The 15,399-nt window shown below is 71.0% G+C and carries 15 protein-coding genes and 3 tRNA genes; 13 read left to right on the forward strand and 5 right to left on the reverse strand.

Annotation, left to right across the window (positions count from 1 at the left end):
• The first annotated feature begins 22 nt into the window (after positions 1-22).
• Both purM and FCL41_RS01750 read left to right on the forward strand, forming a co-directional pair.
• The gene (gene purM / locus FCL41_RS01745) at positions 23-1,096 is read left to right on the forward strand and encodes a phosphoribosylformylglycinamidine cyclo-ligase (RefSeq protein WP_137064254.1); all 1,074 of its coding nucleotides are present in this window, start codon (positions 23-25) and stop codon (positions 1,094-1,096) included.
• 299 nt (positions 1,097-1,395) lie between these two features.
• On the forward strand, positions 1,396-1,581 hold the full coding sequence (locus FCL41_RS01750; RefSeq protein ID WP_137064253.1) for a DUF3073 domain-containing protein: 186 nt from the start codon (positions 1,396-1,398) through the stop codon (positions 1,579-1,581).
• A gap of 106 nt (positions 1,582-1,687) precedes the next feature.
• Here FCL41_RS01750 and FCL41_RS01755 read toward each other — a convergent pair whose 3' ends face one another.
• On the reverse strand, positions 1,688-2,776 hold the full coding sequence (locus FCL41_RS01755) for a Glu/Leu/Phe/Val family dehydrogenase (protein ID WP_137064252.1): 1,089 nt from the start codon (positions 2,774-2,776) through the stop codon (positions 1,688-1,690).
• Positions 2,777-2,859: 83 nt separating this feature from the next.
• The gene (locus FCL41_RS01760; protein ID WP_137064251.1) at positions 2,860-4,227 is read right to left on the reverse strand and encodes a hypothetical protein; all 1,368 of its coding nucleotides are present in this window, start codon (positions 4,225-4,227) and stop codon (positions 2,860-2,862) included.
• A gap of 92 nt (positions 4,228-4,319) precedes the next feature.
• On the opposite strand from FCL41_RS01760, the gene FCL41_RS01765 reads away from it, so the two are divergent.
• The gene (locus FCL41_RS01765; protein WP_137064250.1) at positions 4,320-5,069 is read left to right on the forward strand and encodes a lytic transglycosylase domain-containing protein; all 750 of its coding nucleotides are present in this window, start codon (positions 4,320-4,322) and stop codon (positions 5,067-5,069) included.
• Positions 5,070-5,200: 131 nt separating this feature from the next.
• Here the strand turns inward: FCL41_RS01765 and FCL41_RS01770 are convergent.
• Positions 5,201-5,274 (reverse strand) — tRNA-Phe (locus tag FCL41_RS01770).
• A gap of 101 nt (positions 5,275-5,375) precedes the next feature.
• Here FCL41_RS01770 and FCL41_RS01775 point away from each other — a divergent pair.
• The 3 genes from FCL41_RS01775 (at position 5,376) to FCL41_RS01785 (ending at position 6,127) form a co-directional block, all read left to right on the forward strand.
• Positions 5,376-5,448, forward strand: a tRNA-Glu gene (locus tag FCL41_RS01775).
• Positions 5,449-5,545: 97 nt separating this feature from the next.
• Positions 5,546-5,622, forward strand: a tRNA-Asp gene (locus tag FCL41_RS01780).
• A gap of 148 nt (positions 5,623-5,770) precedes the next feature.
• Positions 5,771-6,127, forward strand: a complete 357-nt coding sequence (locus tag FCL41_RS01785; RefSeq protein WP_137064249.1) for a metallopeptidase family protein — start codon at positions 5,771-5,773, stop codon at positions 6,125-6,127.
• A gap of 35 nt (positions 6,128-6,162) precedes the next feature.
• Here FCL41_RS01785 and FCL41_RS01790 read toward each other — a convergent pair whose 3' ends face one another.
• Positions 6,163-7,104: an ATP-binding protein gene (locus FCL41_RS01790; RefSeq protein WP_170970127.1), complete on the reverse strand. Its 942-nt coding sequence runs from the start codon at positions 7,102-7,104 to the stop codon at positions 6,163-6,165.
• Between the two features lie 226 nt (positions 7,105-7,330).
• On the opposite strand from FCL41_RS01790, the gene FCL41_RS01795 reads away from it, so the two are divergent.
• Both FCL41_RS01795 and FCL41_RS01800 read left to right on the forward strand, forming a co-directional pair.
• Positions 7,331-8,800 carry an NAD(P)/FAD-dependent oxidoreductase gene (locus FCL41_RS01795; protein ID WP_137064247.1) on the forward strand — a complete coding sequence of 490 codons (1,470 nt, stop codon included), beginning with the start codon at positions 7,331-7,333 and terminating at the stop codon, positions 8,798-8,800.
• Positions 8,801-8,838: 38 nt separating this feature from the next.
• Complete coding sequence (locus FCL41_RS01800; RefSeq protein ID WP_137064246.1) at positions 8,839-9,183, forward strand: cupin domain-containing protein; 345 nt, start codon at positions 8,839-8,841, stop codon at positions 9,181-9,183.
• A gap of 50 nt (positions 9,184-9,233) precedes the next feature.
• Here FCL41_RS01800 and FCL41_RS01805 read toward each other — a convergent pair whose 3' ends face one another.
• Positions 9,234-9,878, reverse strand: a complete 645-nt coding sequence (locus FCL41_RS01805) for a PaaI family thioesterase (protein WP_137064245.1) — start codon at positions 9,876-9,878, stop codon at positions 9,234-9,236.
• Between the two features lie 152 nt (positions 9,879-10,030).
• Here FCL41_RS01805 and FCL41_RS01810 point away from each other — a divergent pair, with 152 nt between their 5' ends.
• The 5 genes from FCL41_RS01810 (at position 10,031) to FCL41_RS01830 (ending at position 14,899) form a co-directional block, all read left to right on the forward strand.
• Positions 10,031-10,558: a GNAT family N-acetyltransferase gene (locus FCL41_RS01810; protein WP_137064244.1), complete on the forward strand. Its 528-nt coding sequence runs from the start codon at positions 10,031-10,033 to the stop codon at positions 10,556-10,558.
• Positions 10,559-10,642: 84 nt separating this feature from the next.
• A complete protein-coding gene (locus tag FCL41_RS01815; protein ID WP_212723032.1) occupies positions 10,643-13,468 on the forward strand; it encodes an FAD/NAD(P)-binding protein in 2,826 nt (941 codons plus the stop codon).
• A 144-nt stretch (positions 13,469-13,612) separates the two neighbouring features.
• A complete protein-coding gene (locus FCL41_RS01820; protein WP_137064243.1) occupies positions 13,613-14,134 on the forward strand; it encodes a hypothetical protein in 522 nt (173 codons plus the stop codon).
• A gap of 6 nt (positions 14,135-14,140) precedes the next feature.
• Entirely contained in the window at positions 14,141-14,452 is a 312-nt protein-coding gene (ppnP, locus tag FCL41_RS01825) for a pyrimidine/purine nucleoside phosphorylase (protein ID WP_137064242.1), read from the forward strand.
• 81 nt (positions 14,453-14,533) lie between these two features.
• Positions 14,534-14,899, forward strand: a complete 366-nt coding sequence (locus tag FCL41_RS01830) for a hypothetical protein (protein ID WP_137064241.1) — start codon at positions 14,534-14,536, stop codon at positions 14,897-14,899.
• Positions 14,900-15,399: the final 500 nt, after the last annotated feature.

A 15,399-nucleotide genomic window follows, 5' to 3' on the forward strand; every position in this document is an offset into this window, starting at 1 on the left:
CCGTGATCCCAGGAGCACCCTCGTGAACGACGCAACCAACGCCTACGCCGCTGCCGGCGTCGACATCGAGGCCGCCGACCGCGCCATCGACCTGATGAAGGAGTGGGTGGAGAAGGCCCGCCGCCCCGAGATGCTGGGCGGTCTCGGCGGGTTCGCCGGGCTCTTCGACGCCTCCGCGCTGACGAAGTACAAGCGTCCGCTGCTGGCGACCTCGACCGACGGCGTCGGCACCAAGGTCGCCATCGCCCAGAAGATGGACGTCCACGACACCATCGGCCACGACCTCGTCGGCATGGTCGTCGACGACCTCGTGGTCTGTGGCGCCGAGCCGCTCTTCATGACCGACTACATCGCGACCGGCAAGGTCGTCCCCGAGCGCATCGCCGCGATCGTGAAGGGCATCGCCGAGGCCTGCGCGCTCGCCGGCACCGCCCTCATCGGCGGCGAGACCGCCGAGCACCCGGGCCTGCTGGCCCCCGACGAGTACGACGTCGCGGGCGCCACCACGGGCGTCGTGGAGGCCGACGACCTGCTGGGCGCCGACCGGGTCCGCGCAGGTGACGTGGTCATCGCGATGGAGGCCTCGGGCCTGCACTCCAACGGCTACTCGCTGGTGCGCCACGTCATGCTCAACACTGCGAAGTGGGAGCTCGACCGCCACGTCGACGAGCTCGGCACCACGCTGGGCGAGGAGCTGCTGGTCCCGACGCGCATCTACGCCAAGGCCTGCCTCGACCTCGCGAAGCGCACCGAGACCCACGCCATGTCCCACGTGACCGGCGGTGGTCTGGCGGCCAACCTCGAGCGCGTCATGCCGCCGGCCCTGATGGCGGTCATCGACCGAGGCACGTGGACCCCGCAGCCCATCTTCGACCTCGTCCGCCAGGTCGGCTCCGTGCCGCAGGCCGACCTCGAGGCCACCCTCAACCAGGGCGTCGGCATGGTCTCGCTGACCGCTCCCCGTGACGTCGACGCGGCGATCGCCGGCCTCGCCGAGTTCGGCATCAGCGCCTGGGTGGCCGGCGAGGTCCGTGAGGCCGCCGGTGACGCCGAGGCGGGCAGCGTACGCCTGGAGGGCCAGCACCCGGGCTGGTGACCCCGCCGTCGCCACCACGGGGCGTGCTGGCGACCTCCGCCACCTCATGGGGGTGGCGAGGTGGCGGAGGCGACCCCGGACGATGGAGGCGTTCGTCACGCCCTCAGGCGTCGTGAGCGGGCCGTTCTGTGCGCTGTCAGCGAATTTCGTGCCGAAAGCGACGTAAAACCGGACCTGGGTGTACGGGAACAGCCAGCCAGCCGGTAACGTTGCCCCCACGAGAGTATCCAGACCAGAGACCGGGTGCCGCGGCGTTCGCGCCAAGAGCCCCGGCCAAGCGTGCGAGGGGGTCGGACCCTATGGGGCGCGGCCGAGCTAAGGCTAAGCAGACGAAGGTCGCTCGCGACCTGAAGTACCGCACTCACGAGACGGACTTCGGGGCGCTGGCCAAGGAACTGCACGGTGGTGACACCGGGAGCAGGGAATCAGAGCAGTCGGCGGACGATGCCGACGACTGGTCTGACTACGTAGACCCTCAGCGCTGACTGTGGGGGCGTGACCCACCGGGCGCAGCGTCGTTCGACGCCGTACCCGGTGGATCACGCCCCGCCCGTCACCATCTCCTGGTGCGAGGCTTCCTGAGGCGCGCCCTCAGGGCAGGTGGATGCTGCGGAGACGTCCCACCGCGTGGATGCGCTGCTCGGCGACCCGTTCGGCGGCCTCGGTCGTCGTCGTGCCGTCGCTCGCAGCGCGTTCCAGGATCTCCAGCGTGGTGTGGTGGATGCCGTGCGCCCGTTGGCGCGCGCGCTCGAAGTTGAACCCCTCGAGCTCGTCGGCGACCTGGATGACGCCACCGGAGTTGACGGCGAAGTCGGGGGCGTAGAGCACGCCTCGTTGGGCGAGCACCACGCCTGCCTCCGGCGTCGTCAGCTGGTTGTTGGCCGCACCGCACACGATGCGAGCCTCGAGGTGCTGGGCGACGCCGAGGGTGATCGCGCCGCCGAGCGCGCACGGTGCATAGATGTCCAGCGCGCCCGCGTCGCCGGCGAGCATCGACTCGGTGGACGCCGCCACCGACACCTCGGGGTACAGGTCGGCGACCCGCTCGAGGGCGGGTTCCCACACGTCGGTGATGACGACCTTCGCGCCCTCGTCGACGAGGTGGCCCACGAGGTGCCCGCCGACCTTGCCGACGCCGGCGATCCCGACGGTGCGTCCCTCGAGTGACGGTCCTCCCCACAGGTGCGCGGCCGAGGCCCGCATGCCCTGGTGGACGCCGTACGCGGTCAGCACCGACGAGTCGCCAGCGCCGCCGTGCTCGACCGTGCGGCCCGTGACGTAGGACGTCTCGCGGGCCACCACGTCCATGTCGACCGAGTAGGTGCCGACGTCGCAGGCGGTGTAGTACCGACCGCCCAGGCTCTCGACGAAGCGGCCGTACGCCCGCAGCAGCGCCTCGCTCTTGTCGGCGTGCGGGTCGCCGATGATCACGCCCTTGCCGCCACCGAGGTCGAGCCCGGCCAGGGCGTTCTTGTAGGTCATGCCGCGGGAGAGTGCGAGCACGTCGCGCACCGCGTCGTCGGTGCTCTCGTACGGGTGGAAGCGGGTGCCGCCCAGACCCGGACCGAGGGCGGTCGAGTGGATCGCGATGACGGCGCGCAGGCCGCTCTCGGGGTCGTGGGCGAAGACGACCTGCTCGTGGTCGGTCTCGGCGAAGAGGTCGACGGGGGCGTCGGGCATCAGGACTCCTGACGTTCGGGGCCACGTGGATGATGTGGCGCGGTGGGCGGGCCACGGGGGTGTGTGGTCCGCGTCACTCCACCCTAGTGGGCGCTCGCGCCGCCCGACGACCGCATCAGCACCACGTCGCCGTGGGTGCCGTAGCCCAGGATGTCGCCGCCCGCCGGGGTGCCGTCGAAGGTGGCCAGCAGCCACCCGTCGTCGGTGCGCGCCAGCGTCGGCCACGGCAGGTTGGTGGGGTAGGGAGCGTCCAGCGTGCCGAGCTCACGCAGCTGGTCGTCGAAGACCACGAACTGCTCGCGCGCACCCCGTGCGCCGTCCCTGCCGTCGCTCGCCAGGGCCCGCAGGTGCCCATCGACCTCGAGCCAGGTCGTGCCCTCGGTGGCGCGCCGCCCGGCGTCGTACGCCGTCACCTCGAGGGAGTCGAGCGACGGCCCGGCCGCGAGCACGGGGTGGAAGGCGAAGTACTTGCGGGCGCTCACGTAGCCGACCCGCCAGCCGGAGTCGTCGCGGCGCAGGTGCGGGTCCCAGACGCCGACCGAGCGGAAGCCGTCGGTGGGCAGCGGCAGGTCGCGCACGGCCAGCAGGTGCTCGCCGCTGAGCAGGTCGGCGTCGGTCTCCGCGAGCACGGCCCGGACCGGCCGCGACGCCTTGTCGAAGTCACCCCACGTGCTGGTCGCCACGAGCCACCGCTCGCCGTCACGGACGACGTGGGTGGCGTGGTCGCCGTAGGCACCGACGCGGCCGCTCGCCTCCGACCGGGCGAAGAAGAGGTCGGAGAGGTGCTCGAGGGCGAGCGTGGAGGGGTGGAGTCGCCACAGGCTGGTGTGCGCGGTGTCGAAGAAGCCCGGCCCTGCCGAGGTGGCGCTGAGCAGGAGGTGTTCCCCGCTCCGCACCGGGGCGCCGTCGGCCTCGGTCACCCAGCGCAGGTCGCGCAGGCCGAGCTGGCCGAACGCGCCGCCGACGACGTCGCGGAGCACTCCGTCGGCCTGCGGAGCCCCGGCGTGCAGCGCGGCCAGCCAGGAGAGGTCGCGGACGTCGCGGCGTCCGTGCAGGTCGTGGCGGGCGTGGGCGCGCCAGTCGCCGTCCCTCCCGCAGAAGAGGGTGAGGTGGGTGCCGGTCAACGTGAGCGCCAGCGCGTGCGGACGCTGCGGCAGGCGGCCCCAGCGGCGGCTGACGTGGCTGGTGGTGCGCGACCCCGTGGTCACCTCGAGCCCGACCGTGCCGGAGACCGGGTCCCACCACGCGGTGAAGCGGTCGCTCCCGCTCTCCAGGGCCAGCTCGACGCGGGCCCGTGCGGCGACGTCGGGCGAGACGGTGGCGCGCACGGCGGCGTACGGCGCAGGCCGGGGGAGCGGGCGCACCGCGCCGGGCGGGCAGGGGACGGCCGTGCGTGGCGACACGAGGTCGATCGGTCGCCGGCGCGCGACCTCGGTGAACTCACCGAGCACGGGCGCGGTCCGGGGAGGCGATGAGCACCTCGTCATTGTGTCAGCCCTGCGGTGGACTCCTCGGGTTCGGTGGAGGGTGGAAGACTGTCGGCATGAAGGTCCGCGTCACACTGGTCGCCGGGCTCGTGGCCCTGGGCGCCGCGGGCTTCGTCGCCCAGCAGTACCTGGCCGACCAGCCTCCGTTGACGACGGGGAGCCAGCAGGTCGACGCCGGAGCCGTTCCTCCGGTCACGCCCCAGGTCAGCCGGCCCGTCGCCGCCCCGCGCGGCGGGAAGAGCGGTGTGCCCCTGGTCGACGCCTCGTGGGTCGACCGCGCTGCCCGGGCCACCGGCATCCCGCACCCTGCCGTGACGGCGTACGCCCGGGCGACGCTCGGGGCCCCGAAGGGCTGCCAGCTGGGGTGGACCACCCTGGCGGGGATCGGCTTCGTCGAGTCCCAGCACGGCACGATCGACGGTCGTACGCTCGGTCGCGACGGCCGCTCCTCCTCGCCGATCCTCGGCCCGGCCCTGGACGGTGGCGAAGGGCTCGCCGCGATTCGTGCGAGCGCCGCGAGCGCCGCCCTGCACGGCAACCCCACGTGGGACCACGCGATGGGCCCGATGCAGTTCATCCCGTCGAGCTGGAGTCGCTGGAGCCGCGACGGTGACGGCGACGGCGTCGAGGACCCGCACGACATCGACGACGCGGCGGCGAGCGCGGCGGCGTACCTCTGCCACGACGGCCACGACCTGACCACCTCGCGGGGGTGGAACGCCGCGATCTTCTCCTACAACCACGACAACGGCTACGTGAACTCGGTGTACGCCGCGGCGAACCGCTACGGGCTCGCCGTGCAGTGAGCCCTCCGTGGGGGCGAGTGTGTGAGGGCGACCTGCGCCGTGGTGCGAGACAGGGCGACCCAGGGCGAGACAGAGCGACCCAGGGCTGAAATGCCGCAGGGCCCGACCGAAGTCGGGCCCTGCGGTGCTTGTGGGCAGGGGCGGGGTCGAACCGCCGACCTTTCGAGTTTCAGTCGAACGCTCGTACCAACTGAGCTACCTGCCCAAGCGGGTGAAACCTTACATGAGCGGTCTGACGTTGCGAAAACGAGGTCGACCCCGTTTGGGGAGTTCATCGCGCGACCCCTATGCTGTGACGCGTTGCTAGCCCCCATCGTCTAGCGGCCTAGGACGTCGCCCTTTCACGGCGGTAGCACGGGTTCGAATCCCGTTGGGGGTACGACCCGGAAGGCTCAGAGCCCCCCGATTGGGAGGTCCAGACCGGGATGGGTTAGAGTTCCACTCGCTTCGCAAGGAGCGCACAGCACGACAAGCAAGGCCCTGTAGCGCAGTTGGTTAGCGCGCCGCCCTGTCACGGCGGAGGTCGCGAGTTCGAGTCTCGTCAGGGTCGCCATCCTCAAGGCCCGCTCCACGGAGCGGGCCTTGAGTCATTTCTGCTTGAGTCATTTCTGACGGTGTGACGGTGCCCGGTCGTGGCTCGTCGTGAGCCACCGGGACGAGGACGCGGGATCGCCTTCCCGGCGTCTGACTAGGCTCGCTGCGTGGACCTCAGCGACGTCACCGACCAGGAGTTCGACGCCCTCGTCGAGGAGGCGCTCGACCAGGTGCCCGGCGAGCTGGCAGCGTTGGTGCGCAACGTCGTCGTGCTGGTCGAGGACGAGGCGCCTGACGACGACCCCGACCTTCTCGGCTACTACGACGGGTTGGCGCTGACCGAGCGGTCGGCCAACCACGCAGGAGGGCTGCCAGATCGGATCCTGCTCTTCCGGCGCCCGTTGGTCGAGATGTGCGAGGACCGTGACCACCTCGTCGAGGAGATCGGCATCACCGTCGTGCACGAGATCGCGCACCACTTCGGCATCGACGACCGACGACTCCACGAGCTGGGGTACGCCTGAGGGTCAGGCTCCCTCGGAAGGCGTCAGAGGGCGCGTCAGGACGCGTGGGCGTGGTCGTTCGCGCGGGCCGACCATGCGGTCGGCTCCTGCCCGTCCGCCTGGCGCAGGAACTCCGTGAGCAGCCAGCCCTGGAGCTCGACCTGCTCGGGCGTGCGCGCGAGCGAGAGCAGGCGCTGGTTGCGGCAGAACGAGTCGGCCAGCTCGAACATGTCGTACATCGTGCGGAAGACCTGGCTGGAGCGCGGGGAGGCCTGGAAGGACAGGTCGGTGCGGTCGCCGCTCTTCAGGAGCGCGGCGGAGACACTGTGCAGCGACGACGGCGGGAACTGGCGCTCGAACGTCGCGAACATCTGTGAGAGGTCGCCGGCCAGCGGGTAGTCGTGGTCGTGGGAGAGCGCCAGCAGGCGGAGCTCGCGGCGAAGGTTGCTGTACTGCGTGATGGTGCTCAGGAAGAGCGGCACGTCGACGTCGAGCAGCTTCACCGTCATCGAGTCGGGCAGCGGTGTCCAGTCCGAGTCCGGGTCCTCGACCCCGTCGATGATCCCGGGCGGGTAGCGGTCGTGGACGGCTCGAGCCGGCTCGAACCAGACGACCTTGCCGCGCAGCTCCACGGAGGCGCCCCACGCGGTCGACGACATCGCGACCAGCGCCAGGCCGCGTCCGTTCGTGGTCAGCAACGCGTCGTCGTCGTCGTGGTCGACGTGCTCGCGGAAGGGGTCCGACGGCAGGACGGGCGGACGCCGCGAGCCGTCGTACACCTCGATGCGGGGGTGGTGGACCGTGCCGCGCACGCGCACGCTGAGCGGCGCCTCGCCGTGCAGGATTGCGTTGGTGACCAGCTCGGAGACGCCGAGCTCTGCGCACTCGACGAGGTCGTCGCGCCCCAGCTCCTCGCACACGGTGACGACCCAACGGCGCGCCGCCGCCACGGACGACGGTGATGCGTCCAGCGGAAGAGCTTCTTTGTTGAGGGGCACCTGGGGTCCTCGCCGGTCGGGGATGTGACTGGGGCAGGCCGAACTGAGGCCCATTTACCCCTCCCGAGAGTGGAGCAAACATACGCCCCTCCTCCTTTGCAGCGGAAGGCCGCCGAACGTTCACGTGTGACAAGCGTGAAGTGCCCACGTAGTTTGGTGGCGAGTGCTCCGAAGGGGGAGACTGATTCCCATCGTGTGCTCGCCGACTCTCAGGAAAGGCACCATCGTGGCCACCCCGATCAGCAACCAGCCGGGCCGTCACCGCGTCGTCGTGATCGGCTCCGGCTTCGGGGGCCTCTTCGGGGCCAAGGGCCTCAAGGACGCCGACGCGGACGTCACCGTGATCGCCAAGACGACGCACCACCTCTTCCAGCCGCTGCTCTACCAGGTGGCGACCGGGATCCTGTCCGAAGGCTCGATCGCACCGCCGATGCGCGAGGTCCTCTCGCACCAGAAGAACGCGAAGACACTCCTGGGTGAGGTCGTCGACATCGACCTCGAGAAGCGGCTCGTCACCTCCGAGCTCCTCGGTCGCCGCACGGTCACTGAGTACGACACCCTCCTCGTCGCCGCGGGCGCGACCCAGTCCTACTTCGGCAACGACCACTTCGCCGAGCACGCGCCCGGCATGAAGAGCATCGACGACGCCCTGGAGCTGCGCGGCCGCATCTTCGGCGCCTTCGAGATGGCCGAGCTCGGGGCGAGCAAGGGCGACAACGTCGACCACCACCTGACCTTCGTGGTCGTGGGCGCCGGTCCGACCGGTGTGGAGATGGCCGGTCAGATCGCCGAGCTCGCGCACCGAACGCTCGCCAACGACTTCCGCTGGATCAACAGCCGTTCGGCCCGCGTGGTCCTCGTCGACGCGGCCCCGCAGGTGCTCCCGCCCTTCGGTGCCAAGCTGGGCGCGAAGACCCAGAAGGAGCTCGAGAAGCTCGGGGTCGAGGTCATCCTCGGTGCCATGGTCACCGACGTCGACGAGCGCGGCCTGACCATCGCCTTCAAGGACGGCCGCACCGAGCGCATCGACTCGGTGGCCAAGATCTGGGCTGCTGGCGTGCAGGCCTCCTCGCTGGGCAAGATCCTCTCGGCGCAGACCGGCGCCCCGCTCGACCGCGCCGGCCGCATTGCCGTGAACCCCGACCTGACCCTGCCCGGTCACCCCGAGGTCTTCGTCGTGGGCGACATGATCAGCCTCGACAACCTCCCCGGCGTGGCGCAGGTCGCCATGCAGGGCGGCAAGTACGCCGCCAAGGAGATCGAGGGACGGCTCAAGGGCCGGGAGCCCCAGGGCCCCTTCAAGTACTACGACAAGGGCTCGATGGCCATCATCAGCCGCTTCCGCGCGGTGGCGATGGTTGGCAAGCTGCGCCTGAGCGGCACCATCGCCTGGCTGATGTGGCTCTTCGTCCACCTCTTCTACATCACCGGTTTCAAGGGGCGCATCACCGCGCTGCTGCACTGGACGATCTCGTTCCTGGGCCGCGGTCGGTCGGAGCGCACCACCACGGTGCAGCAGATCTTCGCCCGTCAGGCGTTGCAGCGACTGCAGGGTGGGGCTGCCGACCTGGTCTCCGAGCCGGGGGAGTACGACGCCAACCGTCTCGCCACCGACCGGCGCGACGAGCTGGAGGCGCAGGCCGCCGAGGAGGCTCGGCTCACCGACGCCAACGAACGGGGCACCCACACGCGCTGACCCGCCCGTGGGTCCGTCAGGCTGACCGAGGAGGCTGCATGAACGCCCTGTCCCTGACCGCGCTCGCAGACGAGCTCATCGTCGACGCGAAGGCGGCGCACGCAGGACGCAGTGCCCGCACCCTCCACGGAGGGCGCGAGCACTCACTGCGACAGACGGTCATCGCGCTCGCCGCCGGTCACAGCCTGGGGGAGCACGAGAGCCCGGGCGAGGCGACGCTGCAGGTGCTGCGCGGCCGCGTCCGCCTGCACCACGGCGGGGAGACCTGGGAGGGCGCGCAGGGCGACTACCGGCCCATCCCCCTGCAGCGGCACGACCTCGAGGCCGTCGAGGACTCGGCCGTGCTGCTCACCGTCGCCGTGCAGGGGCACGGCGAGGAGTGAGCAACGGTCAGGGAGCCGACGGCCGTCCGGCCGCCGGCCCGCTGGCTGGCTCAGTCGTGCTGGTGCAGCTTTGCCGCCTCCTCGGGCGGAAGGTCACGCACCCAGCGCGGCAGGATGAAGAGGCCCTCGGCCTCGGCGCAGACGCCGTGCTCGGAGGTGATGTGGCCGGCCGTCCAGGTCTTCACGCCCTCGGTGCGGTCGTACCACGCCTCGATGCGCAGTGGCGTGTTGAGCTTGGTCGGGAGCTTGTAGTTGACGCTCAGGTTGGCCGTCAGTCCCGGGCGGCCGCTGCGGACCGCGATCTCGCCCAGCGCCTGGTCGAGGAGCATCGCGATGACGCCGCCGTGCATGTGCCCGGGCGGGCCCTCGTACAGCGCGCCGGGGGTGAAGTCGGCCCACAGGCGGTTGCCGTCGTCGGAGTAGCTGAAGTGCAACGGCATCGCGGCGGGGTTGCGCAGCCCGACGACGGTGTTGCCCCATCCGGCCACGCCCATGGGGCCCGTGCAGTGCTCGCCGTGGGTGCCGGGGATCTGGTCGGAGGCGAGACGGGCGGTGATGGCCTCGACCTGGGCCTGCGCGGCGGCGATCTCGGCCGCTCCGGCGTTGGTGCGGAGGGTGGCGTCGGCCAGGTCGCGGACGCTCTGCGTGAAGGACGCGTACTGCTCGGGGGAGACGCTCGGGGGGGAGTCAGGCATGGGCCCGAGTCTAGGTCTGGGAGCGCCTGCGCCCGGCGCCCGTGGGGCCACTGCGAGGGAGGTCACACTTCTACGTCGATCCCGTGCTGCAGTGTCACAGCGGGCCGGGAAACGAGTCGCCACGGGCGGTCGGTGAGTGGTCCCATGGGGGCATGGTTGCCCTTGAGCTGATCGATCCCGACCCCCGTCTGCATGCCTCCTGGGTGGAGGTGGTGGCCGAGTTCGGTGGCGTCGGCGCCCACATGCACGGGTCGGGGTGGCTCTTCGAGGAGTTCGCCGACCTCTCGCTCGCCCGGCTGGAGCGGCTGGTCGAGCAGCTGCGTCGCGACGGTGAGGGGTTGCCATGGACCGGGGGAGTCGTGAAGTGCGACTACCTGTGGATCGTCGAGGGCGATGAGATGGTCGGCTTCCTGGCGCTGCGGCACTCGCTGACCGATGCGCTGCGGCGCGACGGCGGGCACATCGGCTACGCCGTACGCCCGTCGCGACGCGGCGAGGGGATCGCGACGCGCGCGCTGGGTCTGGCGCTCGACCGGGCGGCTGCGCTGGGCCTCGACCGGGTGCTTCTCACCTGCGACGACGACAACCAGGCGTCCTGGCGCGCGATGCTGGCCCACGGCGCGGTGCTGGAGGACGTGATCGACGGCAAACGCCGCTACTGGATCCCGACGAGCCGGTGAGGGAGGTTGCGGTGCGGCGATTCTTCCTCTAGGAAGTCGAGTAATAAGATCGACTAAAGGTTTTCCGGCTGGAGGAGTATTTTCGTGGCAACTCATGACGTCGCGCACTGCAATCGCCCCAAGATCATCGTGGTCGGGGCTGGCGCGGCGGGCACGCTCGCGGCGATCCACCTGCTCCGCACGGCGGGGCGACGTTCGACGGGGCTCGACATCGTCCTCGTCGACCCGGCCGACAGGTGGGGACGCGGCACCGCCTTCGGGACGCCCGACACCGCACACCTCCTCAACGTCGTCGCGGCGGGCATGAGCGCCCTGCCCGAGGACCCGGGACACTTCGTCTCCCGGCTCGGCCGTGAGCTCGGTGGGTCGGTCGACCCCACCTCGTTCCAGCCGCGTCGCAACTTCGCGCTCTACCTCGACGACACCCTCGCCGACGCCCGTGCCGCCGCTCCGCTGGCGTCGTTGCACCACGTACGCGCCACTGCGACGGAGGTGCGTCGCACGGCCCAGGGTGTCGCCGTGCGGACCGACGACGGGCGCGAGATCGAGGGGGAAGCCCTCGTCGTCGGCACCGGACTGCCGACCGTCGGCCACACGTGGGCCCCGGACGCGCTCAAGGACAGCCCCTTCTTCGTGCCGGACCCGTGGGCGCCGGGCGCGCTCGACGTCGTACGCCGTGACCGTTCCGGCCCCTCCGACGTGCTCATCGTCGGCACCGGACTCACCATGGTGGACGTCGTCCTGAGCCTCACCGGCCCCGACGCCCGACCTGACCGCGCGCTGCACGCGATCTCGCGCAGTGGCCGCCTGCCCAAGGCCCACCTCCAGGTGCCCAAGCTGGCCACGATCCCCGACATCTCCGACTGGGGTTCCTCCCTGGCCGAGATTCGCGAGGCCGCGCTGCGCCACGTCGAGGGTGTCCAGGCCGCGACCGGCGACTGGCGCCCGGCCATCGACGGCCTGCGGTTCCAGGTCTCGGCCCTGTGGAGCCGGATGAGCGAGGAGGACCGCCTCGAGTTCGTCCGCTCCGACGCCGGCGCCTGGAACGTGGCCCGTCACAAGATGGCGCCCTCCAGCAGCGCCCGCCTGCACGAGCTGTGGCGCGACGAGAAGCTCGTGACCACCGCCGCCGAGGTCCTCGAGGTCGAGCCGCTCTCGCGGGGTGGCCTCGCGGTGACCCTCTCCGACGGTCCGCGTCGCGAGGTGGGCTGGGTCGTCAACTGCACCGGCCCGCAGAACGACATCCGCCTGCTGCGCAACCCGTTCCTCGACGACCTGCTGCGCCCGCGCGCCGGTGCCGCGTTGGCCACGATCGCGACCGCCGGCATGGGCGTACGCACCGACGAGGGGCGCCTGCTCGACGCCAACGGCTACTCCGACGCGCCGATCTGGACGCTGGGCGCGCTGCGCCGCGGCGAGCTGTGGGAGTCGACCGCGGTGCCCGAGATCCGGTCGCAGGCCCTGGCCGTCGCCACCCAGGTGATCGACGCGGTGGCGCCCCTGCCGCGCCGACTCGAGGACGGTCGCGTCGTGGGTGGTCACCACCCGGTCGCGCGCCCCCGCGACCCCCTCGGCCTGCCGCTGTCGACCACCGCGGAGGCCGCGGCGTCCTACAACGCGGGCCTCGAGCGGCTCATGCTGCTCCAGGACGGTGCCGAGGACCTGATCCGTGAGGCCACCGAGCTCGACCCGACCTTCGCCCTCGCCCACGCGGCGCTGGCGATGTTGGGGCACGAGTCCGGTGCCCACACCGACGTGGCTGCCTCGTTGTCCGCGGCGCAGGACGCGGTGCTCAAGCGCGGCGACGACCGTGAGGCGTCGCTGGTGGACGTGATCACCCGCCGCGTCTCCGACGTCCGCAACTCCGGGGCCAGGGCGTTGATGAGCCACGTCGCGAACTACCCGCGCGACGTGCTGGCCGTCTCCGCGGCGGTCCCGACGATCGCCTTCTCCGGCGTCGTCGACGTGCAGCGTGAGGCCTGGGACCTGGTCGAGGGCCTGGCCCCGGCCTACGGCGACCACTGGTGGTACATCTCGCTGCTCGCCTTCACCCGTCAGGACCAGGGCCGCTTCGACGAGGCCGGCCTGCTGGCGGAGTCGGCGCTGTCGTGCGAGCCGTCGTCGGGCCATGCCGTCCACGCACAGACGCACGTCATGTACGAGACCGGGCAGCACGAGGACGGTCGCGTCTGGCTCGACCACTGGGTGCGCGAGAGCGGTCGCTCGGCCTCGCACCGGGCCCACTTCGCCTGGCACTCCGCCCTCCACGACCTCGCCCTGGGCGACACCGAGGCACTGCGCGGGCGCTACTACTCGCAGCTCGCCCCGCCGGCCGTGACCGGCGTACGCTCCCTCATCGACTCCGCCTCCCTGCTGTGGCGCTGGCGCGTGGCCGTCTCCGACTGGGACACCGCCGCCTCGGGGCTGACCGTGCCGTCGGCCTTCGCCGGGGAGACTCCGCCGCCGCCGATCGCGCCGGTGCTCGACGTCGTCGACGAGGCGCTGCTGCAGGCGCCGCAGACGCCGTTCGTGGCCCTGCACGCCGCGTTCGCGATCGCCGCCACGGGTGACGGTGACCGACTGGAGGCCCTGCGGCGCCACTGCGTCGGCTCCGACGACGCGGTCATCGAGGGCATCGTGCTCGCGGTCGTCGAGGGCCTGCAGGCCTTCCTGCGCGAGGACTGGACGACGGCGGCCGCGCTCTTCGCCGACGTGCAGCCGATGCTGGTGCGCGCCGGAGGTTCGGCCGCGCAGCGCGAGATCGTCGAGGAGACGCTGCTCCACGCGCTCGTGCGGGCCGGGCGCCTGCAGCAGGCCTCAGACCTCCTGCACCAGCGCCTCGACCGTCGCCCCTCCCCGCTCGACCAGCGTCGCGCCGCCACTCTTGCTCCGGGTGCCCTGAGCATCTGAGCGCGGTCGCCCCGCGGGAGGACCCGGTCCTTCCGCGGGACGGGCGCGCCGGGCCGCAGGTTCGGCGGGTTAGGCTCCGTCGCGGCGACCCCGCCTCGAGACATCGTCGACAGACCAGCTCGCTGGTCGTGAAGGAAGTATCCCGTGCTGCTCGTCCTCTTCGGCCTCCTCGCCATCCTGGTGGCCGGCCTCCTCACCATGCCGCTGGCCAAGAGCGCTGGTCCCGGCCGCGTGGCTGCCTTCGCGATCCTCGCCATCGTCGCCGTGGGCGGTGTGCTCGTGCTCGAGCACGAGGGCCTGCTGCCCGGTGGCGACGAGGACTCGGCGGCGCTGGTCTCCGAGCACGGCGAGGAGACGCGCGACCGGATGACGGCCGAGCTCGAGGAGGCGGCTGGCGTCAAGGTGCTCGAGGCGCCGAGCGTCGACGCGCTCGCCGACGCGGACGCCCCGACGATCTGGCGCCTCGACCAGGGCCTGACCCTGCTGTGTGTCACGACCGACTTCCCGCGGATGGCCGAGATGGCCTGCTACGGCCCCGACGCGATGGTCGGCGAGGGTGTCAAGGTCGTCGGCGACGACGGCGAGCACTCCGACGAGGAGGACCACGCGGACGAGGACGGCGAGGAGCCTGTCACGCCCGAGACCGAACCCGGCACCGCCGGCTGATCCACCATGAGCGCCTACGAGAACGTCACCCTCGACCCGGCCGCCAACGTCTACTTCGACGGCGCCTGCGTCAGCCACACCTTCTTCCTCGCCGACGGCACCCGCAAGTCGGCCGGCGTCATCTTCCCCTCCACGCTGGAGTTCGGCACCGAGGCGCCCGAGGTGATGGAGCTGCACGGCGGCTCCTGCAAGGTGCAGCTGCCCGGCAGCGACGAGTGGACGACGTACGCCGCGGGCGAGTCCTTCGCCGTGCCCGGCAACTCGGCCTTCGGCATCGAGGTCGTCGAGACCCTGTCGTACGTCTGCCACTACGGCTGAACCGGGCGCCGGCGTCGGCGCCGAGCAAAGATCTACCCGAAGGGCGCTTTCCCGGGAGCTCTCTGCGCCACACTCCGAGGCATGGACCTCAAGCGTGTGCTGCCCACGGGCGTGGCAGTCGTGAGCACCATCGCGGCGGGCGTGTGCGCCTTCGGCTGGTACACGAGCGCCACCTGGGGCGAGGAGGAGGACTTCTCGTCCTGCAAGGACCTCGGTGGCCTCTTGGAACTCACGTACACCTACGGCTCGGGTGACGTGCTCAGGTTCACGCAGGACCCCCGTGGCAAGGATATGACCCTGTCCTACCAGGTCAAGCAGGCTGGGGGCGACCAGCCCGCGATCGCGTACATCGACCGGCTGCTCGTGACGGACCGGGGCGGCAAGGTCTACGACCCCGACGGCAAGATCATCGAGTGCGAACAGGTCGACCCTGAAGACCAGGACTGACCAGCTGTTCCAGGCGGCAGAACTCAGCTATTGCTGAGCCCGATGACTCAGCGACGCTTTTCTCGCGTCGCCAGATGCACCATTCAGTTCAGTAACTACGCCTTCAGTAGGCCCCGTGGGACTCGAACCCACAACCAACGGAGTCCTAGGTAGCCACATCCTTCCGCGACCTCTAGCCACCCGCCGAGCGGTGAATTCGGTTTCTCTGGCCCATCGGGCCACCCGGAACCACCTTCCAATTCCCAACTTATATTGGGAGTAAGTCGTGAATCAGGTCGGGGCGCCAGTGTTGGGGGCGGTGTTCGTGCCAGGCCCAGTCTGGGCGGGCGTGAGCGCTTGCGAGTGACCCTTCGCCGGGGACACCTGGACCTAGGAGAACCCGCTTCCAGCAGGGCCGAAGGCCTCAGTAGACCACCGTTGAGCAAGAGCGTTCCGTAGTCTCAAAAAACTGTCAGCAACTCCCCAATCCCAGGAGCTTCGACACGAACCCACACGACGAC

Source organism: Nocardioides jishulii, from assembly GCF_006007965.1.
Lineage (GTDB): Bacteria > Actinomycetota > Actinomycetes > Propionibacteriales > Nocardioidaceae > Nocardioides > Nocardioides jishulii.

Bases quoted from the DNA above. Each gene is read 5' to 3' on its own strand.
- FCL41_RS01810 (WP_137064244.1), top strand. From the start codon at position 10,031: ATGGTTGCCCTTGAGCTGATCGATCCCGACCCCCGTCTGCATGCCTCC.
- FCL41_RS01750 (WP_137064253.1), top strand. From the start codon at position 1,396: ATGGGGCGCGGCCGAGCTAAGGCTAAGCAGACGAAGGTCGCTCGCGAC.
- FCL41_RS01805 (WP_137064245.1), bottom strand. From the start codon at position 9,878: ATGCCTGACTCCCCCCCGAGCGTCTCCCCCGAGCAGTACGCGTCCTTC.
- FCL41_RS01755 (WP_137064252.1), bottom strand. From the start codon at position 2,776: ATGCCCGACGCCCCCGTCGACCTCTTCGCCGAGACCGACCACGAGCAG.
- FCL41_RS01800 (WP_137064246.1), top strand. From the start codon at position 8,839: ATGAACGCCCTGTCCCTGACCGCGCTCGCAGACGAGCTCATCGTCGAC.
- FCL41_RS01765 (WP_137064250.1), top strand. From the start codon at position 4,320: ATGAAGGTCCGCGTCACACTGGTCGCCGGGCTCGTGGCCCTGGGCGCC.
- FCL41_RS01830 (WP_137064241.1), top strand. From the start codon at position 14,534: ATGGACCTCAAGCGTGTGCTGCCCACGGGCGTGGCAGTCGTGAGCACC.
- ppnP (WP_137064242.1), top strand. From the start codon at position 14,141: ATGAGCGCCTACGAGAACGTCACCCTCGACCCGGCCGCCAACGTCTAC.